Below are 15,197 nucleotides of genomic sequence, written 5' to 3' on the forward strand. Positions count from 1 at the left end.
AAAAGCCCGCGAGTATAACCCATCCAAAGAGCCGCGGCAGCCCGTTGGGCAGCCGCATCGGCCTCAGGCAATGCCGACCTGATTGCGCCCGCTGTTCTTGGCCAGATACAGGCCCTTGTCCGCCGCCGAAATCAGCTGCCGGCAATGGCTGCCGATGGCCGGGGTCAGGGTTGCCAGGCCGATACTCACGGTCAGCCGCGAGTCCGCCGTCGGCGCACTGTGCGCAATGTTCAGGCCGAGCACGGTCTGGCGCAACTTTTCTGCGATCAGGCGTGCACCGCCGGGCGAGGTGTTGGGCAACACCAGGGCAAACTCTTCGCCACCATAACGCGCCGGCAGGTCGGTCGGCCGCGAGCAGGAGCCGCGAATGGCCTCGGCGACCTGGCGCAGCGCCTCGTCACCGGCCAGGTGACCGAAGCTGTCGTTGAACACCTTGAAGTAATCGACATCGATCATCAGCAACGACAACTGCTGCTGCTCGCGCATGGCGCGGCGCCACTCCAGCTCCAGGTATTCGTCGAAGTGGCGGCGGTTGGACAGGCCGGTGAGGCCGTCGGAGTTCATCAGCCGCTGCAGCATCAGGTTGGTGTCGAGCAACTGCTGCTGGCTGACACGCAAGGCGCGGTAGGCCTCGTCGCGCTGCAGCAGGGTCAGGTAGGAGCGCGAGTGGTAGCGGATGCGCGCCACCAGTTCGATGTTGTCTGGCAACTTGACCAGATAATCGTTGGCACCGGCGGCGAAGGCTGCGCTCTTGACCAGCGGGTCTTCCTTGGTCGACAGGACGATGATCGGGATGTCCCGGGTGGCCGAATTGTTGCGGTACTCGCGCACCAGGGTCAGGCCGTCCAGGCCGGGCATGATCAGGTCCTGAAGGATCACCGTGGGCTTGATGCGCATGGCCTGGGCCACCGCCTGGTGCGGGTCGGCGCAGAAGTGGAAATCGATGTTCTCTTCGTGGGCCAGGCCACGACGGACCGCTTCGCCGATCATCGCCTGATCATCGACCAGCAGGACCATCGCCATGTTTTCATTGGGGGTCGCGAACCCTTCGATCGGTAGATCAGTCATTCGAATTCACCTGACCACGGCCGCCCAGGCGGCGCGATTCAATACAAGTCGTCATTTTGCGAAGAGTTCCATCAAGCGCCCGGCAATGCGTTCCAGCGGGCGGATCTCCACTGCAGCATCGATAGCCGCAGCGGCCTTGGGCATGCCGTAGACCGCACTGCTGGACTGGTCCTGGGCAATCGTCAGAAAGCCCCGCTGGCGCATCAGCTTCAGGCCCTGGGCGCCATCACGGCCCATGCCGGTGAGCAGCACGCCCACCGCATCGCCGTTCCAGTAGCGCGCCACACTCTCGAAGAACACGTCGATCGAGGGCCGGTAGATTTCATTGACAGGTTCGGCAGTGTAGGCCAGCTGGCCACCCTGGAGCAGGCGGATGTGGTGGTTGGTGCCGGCCAGCAGCACCTGCCCGGGCTGCGGCGGTTCGCCCTCGCGGGCCAGGCGCACCGGCAAGCCGCTGGCGCTGGCGAGCCATTCGGCCATGCCAGCGGCGAACACCTGGTCAACATGCTGGACCAGCACGATCGAGGCGCCAAAGCCTCGCGGCAGGCCTTTGAGCAGCACTTCGAGCGCTGCCGGGCCGCCTGCGGACGAGCCAATGGCCACCAGGCCACTGCGCTGGGAGGCCTCGCGCAGGGGAGCGGCGACCGACTTGCTGGCGCCGGGCCGCTGCTGGCCGATCAACCAGCCAATATTGAGGATCTTGCGCAGCAGCGGCGCCGCTGCCTCACGTGCGTCACCCGCCCCCACTGCGGGGGTGTCGACCACATCCAGCGCGCCATGGCCCATGGCCTCGAATACCCGGTGCACGTTCTGCTTGCGGTCGACCGTGACAATGACGATGGCACAAGGCGTTTCGGCCATGATCCGCCGGGTCGCCTCGACGCCATCCATCACCGGCATGATCAGGTCCATGAGAATCAGGTCGGGGGTGTCCTCGGCACACTTGCTCACGGCTTCGGCGCCGTTGCTGGCCACCCAGATCACCTGGTGTGCCGGCTCGAAGGCCAGGGCCCGGCGCAACGCCTCTACCGCCATGGGCATATCGTTGACGATGGCGACCTTCATCCCTGAGCACCTCCGATCAGCTCCACCACGGCATCCAGCAACGCATCATCGTGGAAGCTGGCCTTTGCCAAATAGTAGTCGGCCCCCGCGTCAAGGCCACGCCGGCGATCTTCTTCACGGTCCTTGTACGACACCACCATCACCGGCAGCGACTGCAACCGCTGGTCGCGGCGCACCAGAGTGACCAGTTCGATGCCATCCATGCGCGGCATGTCGATGTCGGTGATCAGCAGGTCGAACGTTTCGCTGCGCAGGGCATTCCAGCCGTCCATGCCGTCCACCGCCACCGCTACGTCATAACCACGGTTGCTCAGCAGCTTGCGTTGCAGCTCGCGCACGGTGAGCGAGTCGTCGACTACCAGGACGCGCTTGCGGCTGGCGCCTCGTGCCCCTTGCGCGCCGCGCTCGATACGTTCCAGGCGGCCCGTGCTGAGCAGTTTTTCGACCGAGCGCAGCAAGTCTTCGACATCGATGATCAACACCACCGAGCCATCGTCCAGCAAGGCACCCGCGGAGATGTCCTGGACCTTGCCCAGGCGCGGGTCGAGCGGCATCACCACCAGCACCCGCTCGCCAACCAGGCGCTCCACGGCCACCCCGTAAAGCTGCTCGCGCTCACGGATCACCACCACCCGCAGGCTGCTGGCCTCCCCCTGCCCTGCCGACCGATTGAGCAACTGGCTGGCAGCCACCAGGCCGATATGCCGGCCCTCGTGCCAGAAGTGCTGGCGGCCCTCGATCTGCACGATGTCATCAGTCGCCACCTCAAGGGTGCGCTCGATATGCGCCAGCGGGAACGCATAAGCCTCGCCACCCACTTCCACCACCAGGCTGCGCACCACCGACAGGGTCAGCGGCACCTCCAGGTGGAAACGACAGCCCTGGCCGGGCAGCTGGATCAGCTCGATCGAACCGCGCAGGTCGCGGACCATGTGCTGCACCGCATCCAGGCCGACACCACGGCCGGACACTTCGGTGACCTTGTCGCGCAGGCTGAAGCCCGGCAGGAACAGGAAGGTCAGCAGCTCGGCCTCGCTCATCTGCGCCACGGTATCGGCCGGCGACAGGCCGCGCTCGACGATGTTGCGCTTGAGCCGTTCAAGGTCGATGCCAGCACCGTCATCGCTCAACTCGAGGATCAACAACCCGGCCTGATGCGAGGCGCGCAGGCGGATCGTGCCTGCCTCCGGCTTACCCGCCAGCAGGCGCCGCTCAGGCAGCTCGATGCCATGGTCGACAGCATTGCGCAGCAAATGGATCAAGGGCGCTTCGAGCTTTTCCAGCACGTCGCGATCAACCTGGGTCTTCTCGCCTTCGATCTGCAATTGCACGTGCTTGCCAAGCGAACGCCCCAGGTCGCGAACCATCCGGCTCTGGCCAGTGAGCACATCGGCAAACGGGCGCATGCGACAGGCCAATGCCGTGTCGTACAGCAATTGAGCTCGCTGACTGGCCTGCCAGCCAAACTCGTCGAGGTCGGCGGCCTGCTGCTGCAGGATCTGCTGGGTTTCCAGCAACAGGCGCTGGGTCTGGGCCAGTGCATCCAGCACTTCGGAGCTTTGGCCACTGTCTTCAAGCTGCGTTTTCAGGCCGTCGAGGGCCCGCATGCCTTGGCCATGCATGCGCTTGAGGCGCTGCAAGGTGGCCAGGTAAGGTTTGAGGCGCTGGGTTTCGACCAATGACTTGCTCGACAGGTCGAGCAGGCTGTTCAGGCGGTCGGCGGTCACCCGCAAAACCCGCTCGCTGCCCTCGCCTGTGCGCTTGCCGGCCTTGAGCGGTGCAGCGGGCTCGGCCTCGACGACAGGCGCCATCGGCTCAGGATCAGCCTGGGATGGTGGGGCCACGGGCAGCGCCGGCTCAAGTGCAACCGCTGCCGCTACCGACGCGCCAGCAGGGTCGAGCAGGCCGGCCATCTGCACCAGGAACGCCGGCACCAATGCCTCGCCATTCGGATCGCCGGGCATGGCGATGTGCATCAGCAAGTCGGTGCCGCGCAGCAGTGCATCGATGTGCTCTGCGCGCAACAGCAGCCGGCCTTCCTGGGCCGCCACCAGGCAGTCTTCCATGACATGGGCGACGCTGACACCGGCATCGATGCCGACGATGCGCGCCGCACCTTTCAACGAATGGGCCGCACGCATGCAGGCTTCCAGCTGGTCAGCCTGGGTCGGGTTGCGTTCCAGTGCCATCAGCCCGGCACTGAGCACCTGGGTCTGCGCCTCGGCCTCCAGGCTGAACAGTTCGAGCAGCGATGCGTCGCGCATTTGCTCTGGGGTCATGACAGGCTCCGCTGCACGGCAGACAGTAAATGTTGATCGTCCAGCACCCGCACACTGCGCCCCCGCCACTGCAAGACCGCAGCGGTGAACGGTGCGGCATCCTCGGTCGCACCCTGCAAAGTGGTATCGAGGCGGTGAATGCCGTCGATCTCGTCCACCGCCATGACCACCGGCCCACCCGACGCTGCCAGGATCAACATGCGCGGCATCGCCCGACCGCTGCGCGCCTGCTCGGACAAACGCTCCACGCCCAGCAGGTCGCCCAATGACAGGCACGGCACCAGCGCGCCGCGCACATTGGCGACCCCTTGCAGGGCCCGGGAGCGTTGATGCGGCAACGAATGCACCGCTTGCAGGGGGGCGATCTCGGCCAGGCAGACAGTGGCCAGGGCGAGCCACTCCTCGCCCAGGCGGAACAGCAGCAGCGAACGCCCGGCCAAGGTTTCGGCGGGCGCGGTTTCGTGCGCCAGGTCCGTTTCGATCAGCGCATAGCGGTCAAGCAGGCGCGTGGCCGCCGCGGCGTAGACTTCGCAGTTGCGACAATGGATATGCCGCTCCAGCAATGGGCAGTCCTTGTTGCCGTGTACACCAATACGGTTCCAGCAGTCGTCGATGCGCTCATCGTCATTGGCCAGCAGCTCGATCGCGTGTTCGGCTTTCATCGTTCAGACTCCCGGCCAGCACGTGCCGCACGTTCCTGCAGGCGGCGGGCACCGGCTTCGTCACCCTGGGCAGCCAGCAACGTGGCCAGGTGCAACAATGCCTCAGGATGCTGCGGCTCCAGGTACAGTGCCTTGCGATAAAGGCTTAACGCCTGTTGTGCATCACCTTGCGTATCGCTCAGCAGCCCCAGCCAGTAATAGACCTGGGCCTTGGGTGGGAACTGGCGCAGGTAGCGCTCGCAGCTGGCGCGGGCCTGGGCGCTGTCACCGGCATTGGCCTGGCGCGCGATGTTGGCCAGCAACTCGCTCTCGCTCTCCTGCGGTTCGGCTGCCAAGGCAGCAGGTGGCACCACACGCAGGGGCCGCGCAGGTGGCACCGATGCGGGCCGCGGGCGGCTTGAAACCACCGCAGCGGGCAGCTGCCGTAGAGGCTGGGCGGGTACAGCCGGCACATCGGCAGGCTGACGAACGTAGGCAAACGACTGGGCAATGCCCAGCGGCCGCATGCCCAACCGCGCCAGCAAGCTGCCTTCGGCAGGGCCAATGAACAGCACGCCCTGCGGTTGCGCCAGGCGCTTGAGCACTTCGAACACCCGCTGCTGGGTCGGTACATCGAAATAGATCAGCAAGTTGCGGCAGAACACGAAATCGTACTGGCCATTGCGGCCGGCCAACGCCGGGTCGAGCACGTTGCCCACTTCCAGATTCACCTGCTGGCGTACCCGCTCATCCAGCTTGTGGCCGTCTTCATGTTCACGGAAATGCCGCTCGCGAAAGCCAAGGTCGGTGCCGCGGAACGAGTTGCGCCCATAGACGCCCTGTATGCCTCTGGCTACCGAGCTAGGGCTGATATCGATACCGTCGATACGAAAATCGGCCGGGTTCATACCCGCATCGAGCAAGGCCATGGCCAGCGAATAAGGTTCCTCGCCGGTGGAGCACGGCAGGCTCAGCAGGCGCAATGGCCGCTCACCGGCCAGTTCGGCCAGCCGTTTCTGGGCCAGGCCGACCAGCGCAGTGAACGACTCCGGGTAGCGGAAGAACCAGGTTTCCGGGACGATCACCGCCTCGATCAGGGCCAGTTGCTCATCCGGCGATTGCTGCAGGCGCACCCAGTAGTCATCCAGATCAGCGGCATGCAACGCGACGCAGCGCTGGCGCAGGGCCCGCTCCACCATCGGCACGCCAACCGACTCGACATCCAGGCCGATACGTTCCTGCAGGAAGCGGAAGAAACGTTGCTCGCTCATGGCGCCACCTGTTCTGGCGCTTGCGGGAACAGCAGTTCGCGCACGCGCTCTGTCAGCAGGTCATCCACGTCTATCCGTTGCAGCAGGCCCTGGGCGTCCTGGCGGACCGGGCCCAAATAGCGCGCTTCGCCGTTGTCCAGGCCATAGGGCTGGAACTCATCCGCCATGCAGCGCAAGGTTTCGGTCGCTTGCTCAAGGATCAGGCCCAGCACCTGTTCGTGACGGTAACGCACCAGCACCAGACGCGTGCTGGTGCGCTCGGCGGCCGGCTGGGCAAAGCTCAGCGCGCTGAGGTCGACCACTGGCACCAGGACACCACGATGCGCCAGGATGCCAGCCACCCAGGCCGGCGCCTGGGCAATCGGCTTGAGCGGCCGGCGTGGCAGCACCTCGATCACTTCGCGCACATCCAGGGCAAAGCGCTGCTGGTTGAGGCGAAACTGCAGGTACAGCGTGCCCTTGGCGCTGGCCACCGCTGCCGGGGAAGAATGCAGGTCGGTCATGGTGGTCAGACTTTGAAGCGCGATACACCACCGCGCAGGCCGGCGGCCACCTGGCTCAACTCATCGATGGCGAAGCTGGCCTGGCGCAGCGACTCCACCGTCTGGGTGCTGGCATCGCTGAGCTGAGCCAACGCCTGGTTGATCTGCTCGGCACCAGTGGCCTGGGCCTGCATGCCCTCGTTGACCATCAGCACCCGCGGCGCCAGGGCCTGGACCTGGTGAATGATCTGGCTCAGTTGTTCACCCACCTGCTGCACCTCGAACATGCCCCGGCGCACTTCTTCGGAGAACTTGTCCATGCCCATCACCCCGGCCGATACCGCCGACTGGATCTCGCGCACCATCTGTTCGATGTCGTAGGTGGCCACGGCAGTCTGGTCGGCCAGGCGTCGCACCTCGGTGGCGACCACGGCAAAGCCACGACCATATTCGCCGGCCTTTTCCGCCTCGATGGCGGCATTGAGCGAGAGCAGGTTGGTCTGGTCGGCCACCTTGACGATGGTCACCACCATCTGCGTGATGTTGCTGGCCTTTTCGTTGAGGATGCCCAGCTTGGCGTTGACCAGATCGGCGGCGCCCATCACCTGGTGCATGGTTTCTTCCATGCGCGCCAGGCCCTGCTGGCCAGAACCGGCCAGGCTCGAGGCCTGGTCAGCGGCGGAGGTAACCTCGGTCATGGTGCGCACCAGGTCACGCGAGGTGGCGGCGATTTCACGCGAGGTGGCGCCGATCTCGGTGGTAGTGGCGGCGGTTTCGGTGGCGGTGGCCTGCTGCTGCTTGGAGGTGGCGGCAATCTCGGTGACCGACGTGGTCACCTGCACCGACGAGCGCTGCGCCTGGGCCACCAGGTTGGCCAAGGCTTCGGCCATTTCGTTGAAGCCGCTTTCGATGGCGCCGAATTCATCCTTGCGGTCCAGGCTCATGCGCATGCTCAGGTCGCCCGAACGCAGTTTGTCGAGGGCATGCACCACGCGTTGTACCGGTGCGGTGATGGCGCGCATCAGCAGCAAGCCGCATATGCCGGCAGCCACGATCGCCAGCAGCAGCGAGACCATCATGCTGCCCTTGGCAGTGCTCACGGCACTGACAATTTCATGGGTCGCCGCGTCTGCCGACTGACGGTTGTGCTCGATCACCGTGTTGAGGTGCTTGCGCCCTTCCACCCAGGCCGGGGTGAGCGTTTCGACAATCAGCCGTTCGGCTTCGGCGTAGTTGTGCTGCCGATAAGCTTCAAGCACCTGGCCGACGATCTTCAGGTAGTTTTCCTCAAGTTTGACGAAGGTGTCGAAGCGCTCCTGGTCGTCGGTATCCTGGATGGTGCCCTGGTAGCTGGCCATGTACTGCTTGAGGCGATCCTCGAAGCTCTTGAACAGCTCCATGTCGGCCGGGGTGATTTCACGGCGGTTGGACAGGCCCACCAGCTGCTGGCTGGTGACGTAGCTGTCAACCCAGGCGCTGCGGATCATCGAGCTGTAGTAGACACCTGGAATGCTGTCTGTCCCCACGGCCTCCTCGGCACTTTCGATCGTCACCAGCCGCGAGTAGGCGGCTACGATCATCAGCAGCATGATGGCGATGATCACGGCGAAACTTGCCAGGATCCGTTGGCGCAAGGTCCAGTTCTTCACATTCAGCCCTCAGGAATTCACAACGAGCGGGAAAAATCGCCGAAGTATAGCCCAGGCTTCCTACGCTTTTGCGGCTGAAATGCGAGGTATTCAGGCCTCTATCCCTGACGGACAGGCCATTTGCCCGTTCATTGGCCTGCGGCAAGCCGCACCTGGCTCTCCAGTTCCTGGCGCAGGGCCGGGTCAAGGCGCAACTGACGGGCCAGTTCGTCGAGGTAGGCGCGCTCCATGAAGTTTTCCTGATCGACCATCATCACGCTGGCCAGGTACATCTCGGCCGCCATCTCCGGCGTTTGCGCGGCGCGGGCGACTTCGGCCGGGTCCAGCGGCTTGTTCAGCTCATCGTGCAGCCAGTGCTGCAGGTCGCGGTCGCTGTCCAGGCGGGTGAGCTCGCCTTCGATCAGGGCACGCTCGCGGTCATCGATATGGCCATCGGACTTGGCCGCCGCCACCAGTGCACGGAGCACCGCCTGGCTGTGCTGCTCGGCCTGGGCCGGCGGCAGGCGGTCGAGGGTTTGCGGCTCGGCGCCCTGGCCTGCGCCCTGGCGTGCCTGCCAATTGCCATAGGCCTTGTAGGCCAGCACCCCCAGCGCGGCCAGGCCACCGTAGGTGAGCACCTTGCCGCCATATTTGCGGGCCTTCTTGCTGCCCAGCAACAGGCCCAGCGCCCCCGCCCCCAAGGCACCTCCTCCGGCCCCGGATAGCAGGTTGCCCAACCCACCAGCGCCAGCCGACGGTTTGCCCGCAGCAGATTGCTTGCTGAGCAGCTCCTGGCCGGATTTGAGCAACTGGTCGAGCAGGCCCCGGGTGTTCATGCGCATGTCTCCACGGTACGGAAAGGAACGCCCAGAGTAAGGCTTGCCACCCGGCACGCCACCCAAGGATTTGCTTCCGGATGTTGCGTTAGCTGGCAAAAAGCCAACTAGACTCGTCATCGCCAAGCACTTGCACAGGCGACTACGCTTATAACCATTGCTTCACTGCTTTCTTGACGACTGCCCCGACCAAGATCTCCAAGAAGAGGGAACACCATGTCAGTGCACAAGACCGCATTGCTCGGCGCCGCAACCGGCGCGCTGCTGGCCAGCGCCGGCCTGCAGGCTGCCGAGATGCCCAAGGCCCTGGGCGCCGGCGAAGGCCGGCTGGATATCGTCGCCTGGCCCGGCTACATCGAGCGCGGTGAAAGCGACAAGGCCTATGACTGGGTCACCGGTTTCGAAAAGGAAACCGGCTGCAAGGTCAGCGTCAAGACTGCGGCCACTTCCGATGAAATGGTCAGCCTGATGACCAAGGGCGGCTACGACCTGGTCACCGCATCCGGCGACGCCTCGCTGCGCCTGATCGTCGGCAAGCGCGTACAGCCCATCAACACCGCGCTGATCCCCAACTGGAAAAACATCGACCCGCGCCTGCAGAACGGTGACTGGTACGTGGTCGACAAACAGGTGTATGGCACGCCGTACCAGTGGGGCCCGAACGTGCTGCTTTACAACACCAATACCTTCAAGCAGCCACCGACCAGCTGGAACGTGGTGTTCGAGCCGCAGGACCTGCCCGATGGCAAGCCGAACAAAGGCCGCGTGCAGGCGTATGACGGGCCGATCTACATCGCCGACGCGGCGCTGTACCTGAAGACGGCCAAACCCGAACTGGGCATCAAGGACCCGTACGAACTCAATGAGGCGCAGTACAAGGCCGTGCTCGAACTGCTGCGCCAGCAGCAACCGCTGATTCACCGTTACTGGCACGACGCCACCGTGCAGATGAGCGACGTGAAGAACGAAGGCGTGGTCGCCTCCAGTTCGTGGGGCTACATGGTCAATGGCCTGAAGGCCGAGAACCAGCCAGTTGCCTCGACCATCCCGAAGGAAGGCGCTACCGGCTGGGCCGATACCACCATGCTGCACAGCGAGGCCAAGCACCCCAATTGCGCCTACAAGTGGATGGACTGGTCGCTGCAACCCAAGGTGCAGGGCGATGTCGCCGCCTGGTTCGGCTCGTTGCCGGCAGTGCCGGCAGCCTGTACCGGCAGTGAACTGCTGGGGGCTGAAGGGTGCAAGACCAACGGTTTCGACAACTTCGACAAGATCGCCTTCTGGAAAACCCCGCAGGCCCAGGGCGGCAAGTTCGTGCCGTATAGCCGCTGGACCCAGGATTACATTGCGATCATGGGCGGGCGCTGACGCCGGTTGATAGCCGGTACCGGCCTCTTCACGGGTTTACCCGCGAAGAGGCCGGTACCGGAGACAGACATTGTTCGGAGCCCATGCATGCCCCTAGCCGTCCAGTTCACCCAGGTTTCCCGCACCTTCGGCGAGGTCAAGGCCGTCGACCAGGTCAGCATCGACATCGATGACGGCGAATTCTTCTCCATGCTCGGCCCCTCCGGCTCGGGCAAGACCACCTGCCTGCGCCTGATCGCCGGCTTCGAGCAACCGAACAGCGGCTCGATCCGCATCCATGGCGTCGAAGCCGCTGGCGTGCCGCCCTACCAGCGCGACGTCAACACCGTGTTTCAGGACTACGCCCTGTTCCCGCACATGAACGTGCGCGACAACATCGCCTATGGCCTCAAGGTCAAGGGCGTGGCCAAGGCCGAACGCCATGCCCGCGCCGAAGAAGCGCTGGCCATGGTCGCCCTGGCCGGCTACGGCGAACGCAAACCGGCGCAGCTTTCCGGCGGCCAGCGCCAGCGCGTGGCCCTGGCCCGCGCCCTGGTCAACCGGCCACGGGTGCTGCTGCTCGACGAGCCGCTGGGGGCGCTCGACCTGAAGCTGCGCGAACAGATGCAGGGCGAATTGAAGAAGTTGCAGCGCCAGCTGGGCATCACCTTCATCTTCGTCACCCACGACCAGACCGAAGCGCTGTCGATGTCGGACCGGGTGGCGGTGTTCAACCGCGGGCGCATCGAGCAGGTCGACACGCCGCGCAACCTGTACATGAAGCCCGCGACCACCTTCGTCGCCGAATTCGTCGGCACCTCCAACGTCATCCGCGGTGACCTCGCCGAACAGCTCAGTGGCAGTCGCTCACCGTTTTCCATTCGCCCCGAGCATATCCGCCTGGTGGACATGCCCGGCCAGGCGCAAGACGTGCAAGTCAGCGGCCTGCTGCGCGACATCCAGTACCAGGGCAGTGCCACCCGCTATGAGGTGCAGCTGGACAGCGGCCAGCTGCTGGCCGTAAGCCACGCCAATGACCGCTGGCAGGCGCAACCACAGCCCTGGCAGGCCGGCCAGCACGTGCAGCTGCGCTGGCCACGCGAAGCAATGACCGCGCTGCAGGAAACCGTCCTGGCCGAGGCCCGCTGACATGCGCCGCGTATCCGACCTGCTGTACCGGCGCCCCAACCTCTACCTGGCATTGCTGTTGATCCCGCCGCTGACCTGGTTCGGCGCCATCTACCTGGGCTCGCTGCTCAGCTTGCTGTGGCAAGGCTTCTACACCTTCGACGACTTCACCATGGCGGTAACCCCGGAGCTGACCCTGGGCAACTTCGCCGCGCTGTTCAACCCGTCCAACTTCGACATCATCCTGCGCACCCTGGCCATGGCCGTGGCGGTATCGTTGGCCAGTGCGGTGCTGGCCTTCCCGATTGCCTACTACATGGCGCGCTACACCAACGGCAAGACCAAGGCGTTCTTCTACATCGCGGTGATGATGCCGATGTGGGCCAGCTACATCGTCAAGACCTACGCCTGGACCCTGCTGCTGGCCAAGGGTGGCGTGGCCCAGTGGTTCGTCCAGCAGCTGCACCTGGATGCCCTGCTGCAGGCGGTGCTGGCCGTGCCCGGCGTTGGCGGCAGCACGTTGTCGACCTCGCACCTGGGGCGTTTCATGGTGTTCGTGTACATCTGGCTGCCGTTCATGATCCTGCCGATCCAGGCCTCGCTGGAGCGCCTGCCGCCGTCATTGCTGCAGGCTTCGGCAGACCTGGGGGCCAGGCCTGGGCAAACGTTCTGGCAGGTGATCCTGCCGCTGTCGATCCCCGGCATTGCCGCCGGCTCGATCTTTACCTTCTCGCTGACCCTGGGTGACTTCATCGTGCCACAGCTGGTCGGCCCGCCGGGTTACTTCATCGGCAGCATGGTCTATGCCCAGCAAGGGGCGATCGGCAACATGCCGATGGCAGCGGCGTTCACGCTGGTGCCGATCGTGCTGATCGCGGTGTACCTGTCCATCGTCAAGCGCCTGGGAGCCTTCGATGCACTCTGAAAAAGCGTCTGTCGGCCTGCGCCTGGCGGCCTGGGGCGGGTTGCTGTTCCTGCATTTCCCGATCCTGATCATCTTCCTGTACGCCTTCAACACCGAAGACGCGGCATTCAGCTTCCCGCCCAAGGGTTTTACCCTCAACTGGTTTGCCGTGGCCTTCGCCCGCCCCGACGTGCTCGAAGCCATCAAGCTGTCGCTGCAGGTGGCCTGCCTGGCCACGCTGATCGCGCTGGTGCTCGGCACCCTCGCCTCGGCGGCGCTGTACCGGCGCAGCTTCTTCGGCAAGGAAAGCATCTCGCTGATGCTGATCCTGCCGATCGCCCTGCCCGGCATCATCACCGGCATCGCCCTGCTCTCGGCCTTCAAGCGCCTGGGGATAGAGCCCGGCGTGTTCACCATCGTGATAGGCCATGCCACGTTCTGCGTGGTGATCGTCTACAACAACGTGATCGCCCGCCTGCGGCGCACCTCGCAGAGCCTGATCGAAGCGTCCATGGACCTCGGTGCCGACGGCTGGCAGACCTTTCGCTACATCATCCTGCCCAACCTCGGCTCGGCCCTGCTGGCCGGCGGCATGCTGGCGTTCGCCCTGTCATTCGACGAGATCATCGTCACCACTTTCACCGCCGGCCACGAGCGCACCCTGCCGATCTGGCTGCTCAACCAGCTCAGCCGCCCGCGCGACGTGCCGGTGACCAACGTGGTCGCCATGCTGGTGATGCTGGTGACCATGTTGCCGATCCTCGGCGCCTATTACCTGACCCGTGGCGGCGAAAGCGTTGCGGGCAGCGGCAAATGACCCCCAAGGAGTCCTCCATGCAAAGCAAAATGCTGATCAACGGCACGCTGGTCGCGGGCGATGGCCCGACCTGGACCGTGCTCAACCCCGCCGAGGGCAGCGCCCTGGCGCAGATCAACGAAGCTACCGAGGCTCAGGTCGATAGCGCCGTGCGCGCCGCCGACCAGGCTTTCGACAGCTGGTCACAAACCAGCCCCAAGGAGCGCTCCCTGGCGCTGCTGGCCCTGGCCGATACCATCGAAGCCCATGGCGATGAATTGGCCCGGCTGGAGTCGCAGAACTGCGGCAAGCCGTTCGCTGCCGCCCTGAACGACGAAATCCCGGCCATCGCCGACGTGTTCCGTTACTTCGCCGGGGCCGCCCGCTGCCTTGGCGGCTCGGCGGCAGGCGAATACCTGCCGGGCCATACCTCGATGATCCGCCGCGACCCGCTGGGCGTGGTGGCCTCGATCGCGCCGTGGAACTACCCGCTGATGATGCTGGCGTGGAAGATCGCCCCCGCCTTGGCGGCCGGCAATACCGTGGTCATCAAACCCTCCGAATTGACCCCGTTGACCGCCTTGCGCCTGGGCGAGTTGGCGAAGGGCCTGTTGCCACCTGGCGTGCTCAACATCCTGTTCGGCCGCGGGCAGACGGTCGGCAACCCACTGGTTACCCACCCCAAGGTGCGCATGGTCTCGCTGACCGGTTCCATTCCCACTGGCGCGCACATCATTGGCGCCACCGCCAGCAGCGTGAAACGCATGCACATGGAGCTGGGCGGCAAAGCGCCGGTGCTGGTGTTCGACGACGCCGATATCGACGCAGCGATCGACGGCATCCGCACGTTCGGTTTCTACAACGCCGGCCAGGACTGCACCGCAGCCTGTCGCCTGTATGTGCAGGCGGGGATCTACGAGCGCTTCGTCGAGCGCCTGGGCAAGGCCGTTTCCAGCCTCAAGGCAGGCGTGCAGGATGCCGAAGATACAGAACTCGGCCCACTGATCAGCGCCCAGCACCGCGACAAGGTGGCTGGCCTGGTCCAGCGCGCCATCGCCCAGCCGCATATCCGCCTGGTGACGGGCGGCAAGGTGATTGCGGGGGATGGCTTCTTCTTCGAACCGACCGTGCTGGCCGACGCCTTGCAGGATGACGAGATCGTTCGCAACGAGGTGTTCGGCCCGGTGGTCTCGGTGACCCGCTTCAGCACCGAGGAGCAGGCGCTGGAATGGGCCAACGATTCCGAATACGGCCTGGCCTCATCGGTGTGGACCCGCGACACCGGCCGCGCCCACCGCCTGGCGGCGCGGTTGCAGTATGGCTGCACCTGGGTCAATACCCACTTCATGCTGGTCAGCGAAATGCCCCATGGCGGGCAGAAGCATTCGGGGTATGGCAAGGACATGTCGATGTATGGGCTGGAGGATTACACCTGTGTGCGGCATGTGATGATCAAGCATTGAAGGCAATGCCTGGATTGAGGCTTGGACCTCAAACCAGGCGCTTTCCTACATTGCCTTCAGCCCATTCCTGATCTTGCTTCCATTACTTTGTGATCATCGAAAACACACGATCAGGAAGCCAGAAGGCATGGAATATCGGGGACACCGAGCAATAGTGAAATACAGCAAAGAGGATCGCTTGTGGGTGGGGCATCTTTGCACCACCCGCGATATCGTCGGGTTTCATACCCGATCACGTCGAACGCTTTCTGGAGCCTTCAAAGAAGCGGTGGATGACTATCTGGAAGTC

Annotated in this window: 13 protein-coding genes; 5 read left to right on the forward strand and 8 right to left on the reverse strand. The window is 64.6% G+C overall.

The window, feature by feature from the left end:
• Positions 1 to 63: 63 nt before the first annotated feature.
• The 8 genes from wspR to ABE528_RS20565 all read right to left on the reverse strand — a co-directional run bounded on the left by wspR (position 64) and on the right by ABE528_RS20565 (position 9,270).
• A complete protein-coding gene (wspR, locus tag ABE528_RS20530) occupies positions 64 to 1,068 on the reverse strand; it encodes a Wsp signal transduction system regulator diguanylate cyclase WspR (RefSeq protein WP_152958120.1) in 1,005 nt (334 codons plus the stop codon).
• A 51-nt stretch (positions 1,069 to 1,119) separates the two neighbouring features.
• Positions 1,120 to 2,133, reverse strand: coding sequence for a chemotaxis response regulator protein-glutamate methylesterase (locus ABE528_RS20535; protein WP_152958121.1), 1,014 nt, complete (start codon positions 2,131 to 2,133; stop codon positions 1,120 to 1,122).
• Positions 2,130 to 4,412 carry a hybrid sensor histidine kinase/response regulator gene (locus ABE528_RS20540; RefSeq protein WP_346653935.1) on the reverse strand — a complete coding sequence of 761 codons (2,283 nt, stop codon included), beginning with the start codon at positions 4,410 to 4,412 and terminating at the stop codon, positions 2,130 to 2,132. The genes ABE528_RS20535 and ABE528_RS20540 overlap by 4 nt, the downstream gene beginning before the upstream one ends.
• A complete protein-coding gene (locus ABE528_RS20545) occupies positions 4,409 to 5,074 on the reverse strand; it encodes a chemotaxis protein CheW (protein WP_346653936.1) in 666 nt (221 codons plus the stop codon). The genes ABE528_RS20540 and ABE528_RS20545 overlap by 4 nt, the downstream gene beginning before the upstream one ends.
• Positions 5,071 to 6,324, reverse strand: a complete 1,254-nt coding sequence (locus tag ABE528_RS20550) for a protein-glutamate O-methyltransferase CheR (protein WP_152958124.1) — start codon at positions 6,322 to 6,324, stop codon at positions 5,071 to 5,073. The genes ABE528_RS20545 and ABE528_RS20550 overlap by 4 nt, the downstream gene beginning before the upstream one ends.
• Entirely contained in the window at positions 6,321 to 6,827 is a 507-nt protein-coding gene (locus tag ABE528_RS20555) for a chemotaxis protein CheW (protein WP_152958125.1), read from the reverse strand. The genes ABE528_RS20550 and ABE528_RS20555 overlap by 4 nt, the downstream gene beginning before the upstream one ends.
• Positions 6,828 to 6,832: 5 nt before the next feature.
• Complete coding sequence (locus ABE528_RS20560) at positions 6,833 to 8,455, reverse strand: methyl-accepting chemotaxis protein (RefSeq protein ID WP_346653937.1); 1,623 nt, start codon at positions 8,453 to 8,455, stop codon at positions 6,833 to 6,835.
• A 128-nt stretch (positions 8,456 to 8,583) separates the two neighbouring features.
• A complete protein-coding gene (locus ABE528_RS20565) occupies positions 8,584 to 9,270 on the reverse strand; it encodes a tellurite resistance TerB family protein (protein ID WP_346653938.1) in 687 nt (228 codons plus the stop codon).
• Positions 9,271 to 9,486: 216 nt separating this feature from the next.
• On the opposite strand from ABE528_RS20565, the gene ydcS reads away from it, so the two are divergent.
• From ydcS to ABE528_RS20590, 5 genes are all read left to right on the forward strand, one after another.
• Positions 9,487 to 10,638 (forward strand): putative ABC transporter substrate-binding protein YdcS, encoded by a 1,152-nt coding sequence (gene ydcS / locus ABE528_RS20570; protein WP_152958127.1) that lies wholly within the window; start codon positions 9,487 to 9,489, stop codon positions 10,636 to 10,638.
• Positions 10,639 to 10,725: 87 nt separating this feature from the next.
• Entirely contained in the window at positions 10,726 to 11,766 is a 1,041-nt protein-coding gene (locus ABE528_RS20575; protein WP_152958128.1) for an ABC transporter ATP-binding protein, read from the forward strand.
• Position 11,767: 1 nt separating this feature from the next.
• Entirely contained in the window at positions 11,768 to 12,670 is a 903-nt protein-coding gene (locus ABE528_RS20580) for an ABC transporter permease (RefSeq protein ID WP_152958129.1), read from the forward strand.
• A complete protein-coding gene (locus tag ABE528_RS20585; protein ID WP_261942894.1) occupies positions 12,660 to 13,466 on the forward strand; it encodes an ABC transporter permease in 807 nt (268 codons plus the stop codon). Before ABE528_RS20580 ends, ABE528_RS20585 begins: the two co-directional genes overlap by 11 nt.
• 17 nt (positions 13,467 to 13,483) lie before the next feature.
• Positions 13,484 to 14,908, forward strand: a complete 1,425-nt coding sequence (locus tag ABE528_RS20590) for a gamma-aminobutyraldehyde dehydrogenase (RefSeq protein ID WP_346653939.1) — start codon at positions 13,484 to 13,486, stop codon at positions 14,906 to 14,908.
• Positions 14,909 to 15,197: the final 289 nt, after the last annotated feature.

The sequence above is a fragment of the Pseudomonas sp. TWI628 genome, from assembly GCF_039673865.1.
In the GTDB taxonomy this organism is placed as follows: domain Bacteria; phylum Pseudomonadota; class Gammaproteobacteria; order Pseudomonadales; family Pseudomonadaceae; genus Aquipseudomonas.

Excerpts from the sequence above, each read along its gene's own strand:
- wspR (WP_152958120.1), bottom strand. The coding sequence starts at position 1,068 with ATGACTGATCTACCGATCGAAGGGTTCGCGACCCCCAATGAAAACATG.
- ABE528_RS20535 (WP_152958121.1), bottom strand. The coding sequence starts at position 2,133 with ATGAAGGTCGCCATCGTCAACGATATGCCCATGGCGGTAGAGGCGTTG.
- ABE528_RS20540 (WP_346653935.1), bottom strand. The coding sequence starts at position 4,412 with ATGACCCCAGAGCAAATGCGCGACGCATCGCTGCTCGAACTGTTCAGC.
- ABE528_RS20545 (WP_346653936.1), bottom strand. The coding sequence starts at position 5,074 with ATGAAAGCCGAACACGCGATCGAGCTGCTGGCCAATGACGATGAGCGC.
- ABE528_RS20550 (WP_152958124.1), bottom strand. The coding sequence starts at position 6,324 with ATGAGCGAGCAACGTTTCTTCCGCTTCCTGCAGGAACGTATCGGCCTG.
- ABE528_RS20555 (WP_152958125.1), bottom strand. The coding sequence starts at position 6,827 with ATGACCGACCTGCATTCTTCCCCGGCAGCGGTGGCCAGCGCCAAGGGC.
- ABE528_RS20565 (WP_346653938.1), bottom strand. The coding sequence starts at position 9,270 with ATGAACACCCGGGGCCTGCTCGACCAGTTGCTCAAATCCGGCCAGGAG.
- ydcS (WP_152958127.1), top strand. The coding sequence starts at position 9,487 with ATGTCAGTGCACAAGACCGCATTGCTCGGCGCCGCAACCGGCGCGCTG.
- ABE528_RS20575 (WP_152958128.1), top strand. The coding sequence starts at position 10,726 with ATGCCCCTAGCCGTCCAGTTCACCCAGGTTTCCCGCACCTTCGGCGAG.
- ABE528_RS20580 (WP_152958129.1), top strand. The coding sequence starts at position 11,768 with ATGCGCCGCGTATCCGACCTGCTGTACCGGCGCCCCAACCTCTACCTG.
- ABE528_RS20585 (WP_261942894.1), top strand. The coding sequence starts at position 12,660 with ATGCACTCTGAAAAAGCGTCTGTCGGCCTGCGCCTGGCGGCCTGGGGC.
- ABE528_RS20590 (WP_346653939.1), top strand. The coding sequence starts at position 13,484 with ATGCAAAGCAAAATGCTGATCAACGGCACGCTGGTCGCGGGCGATGGC.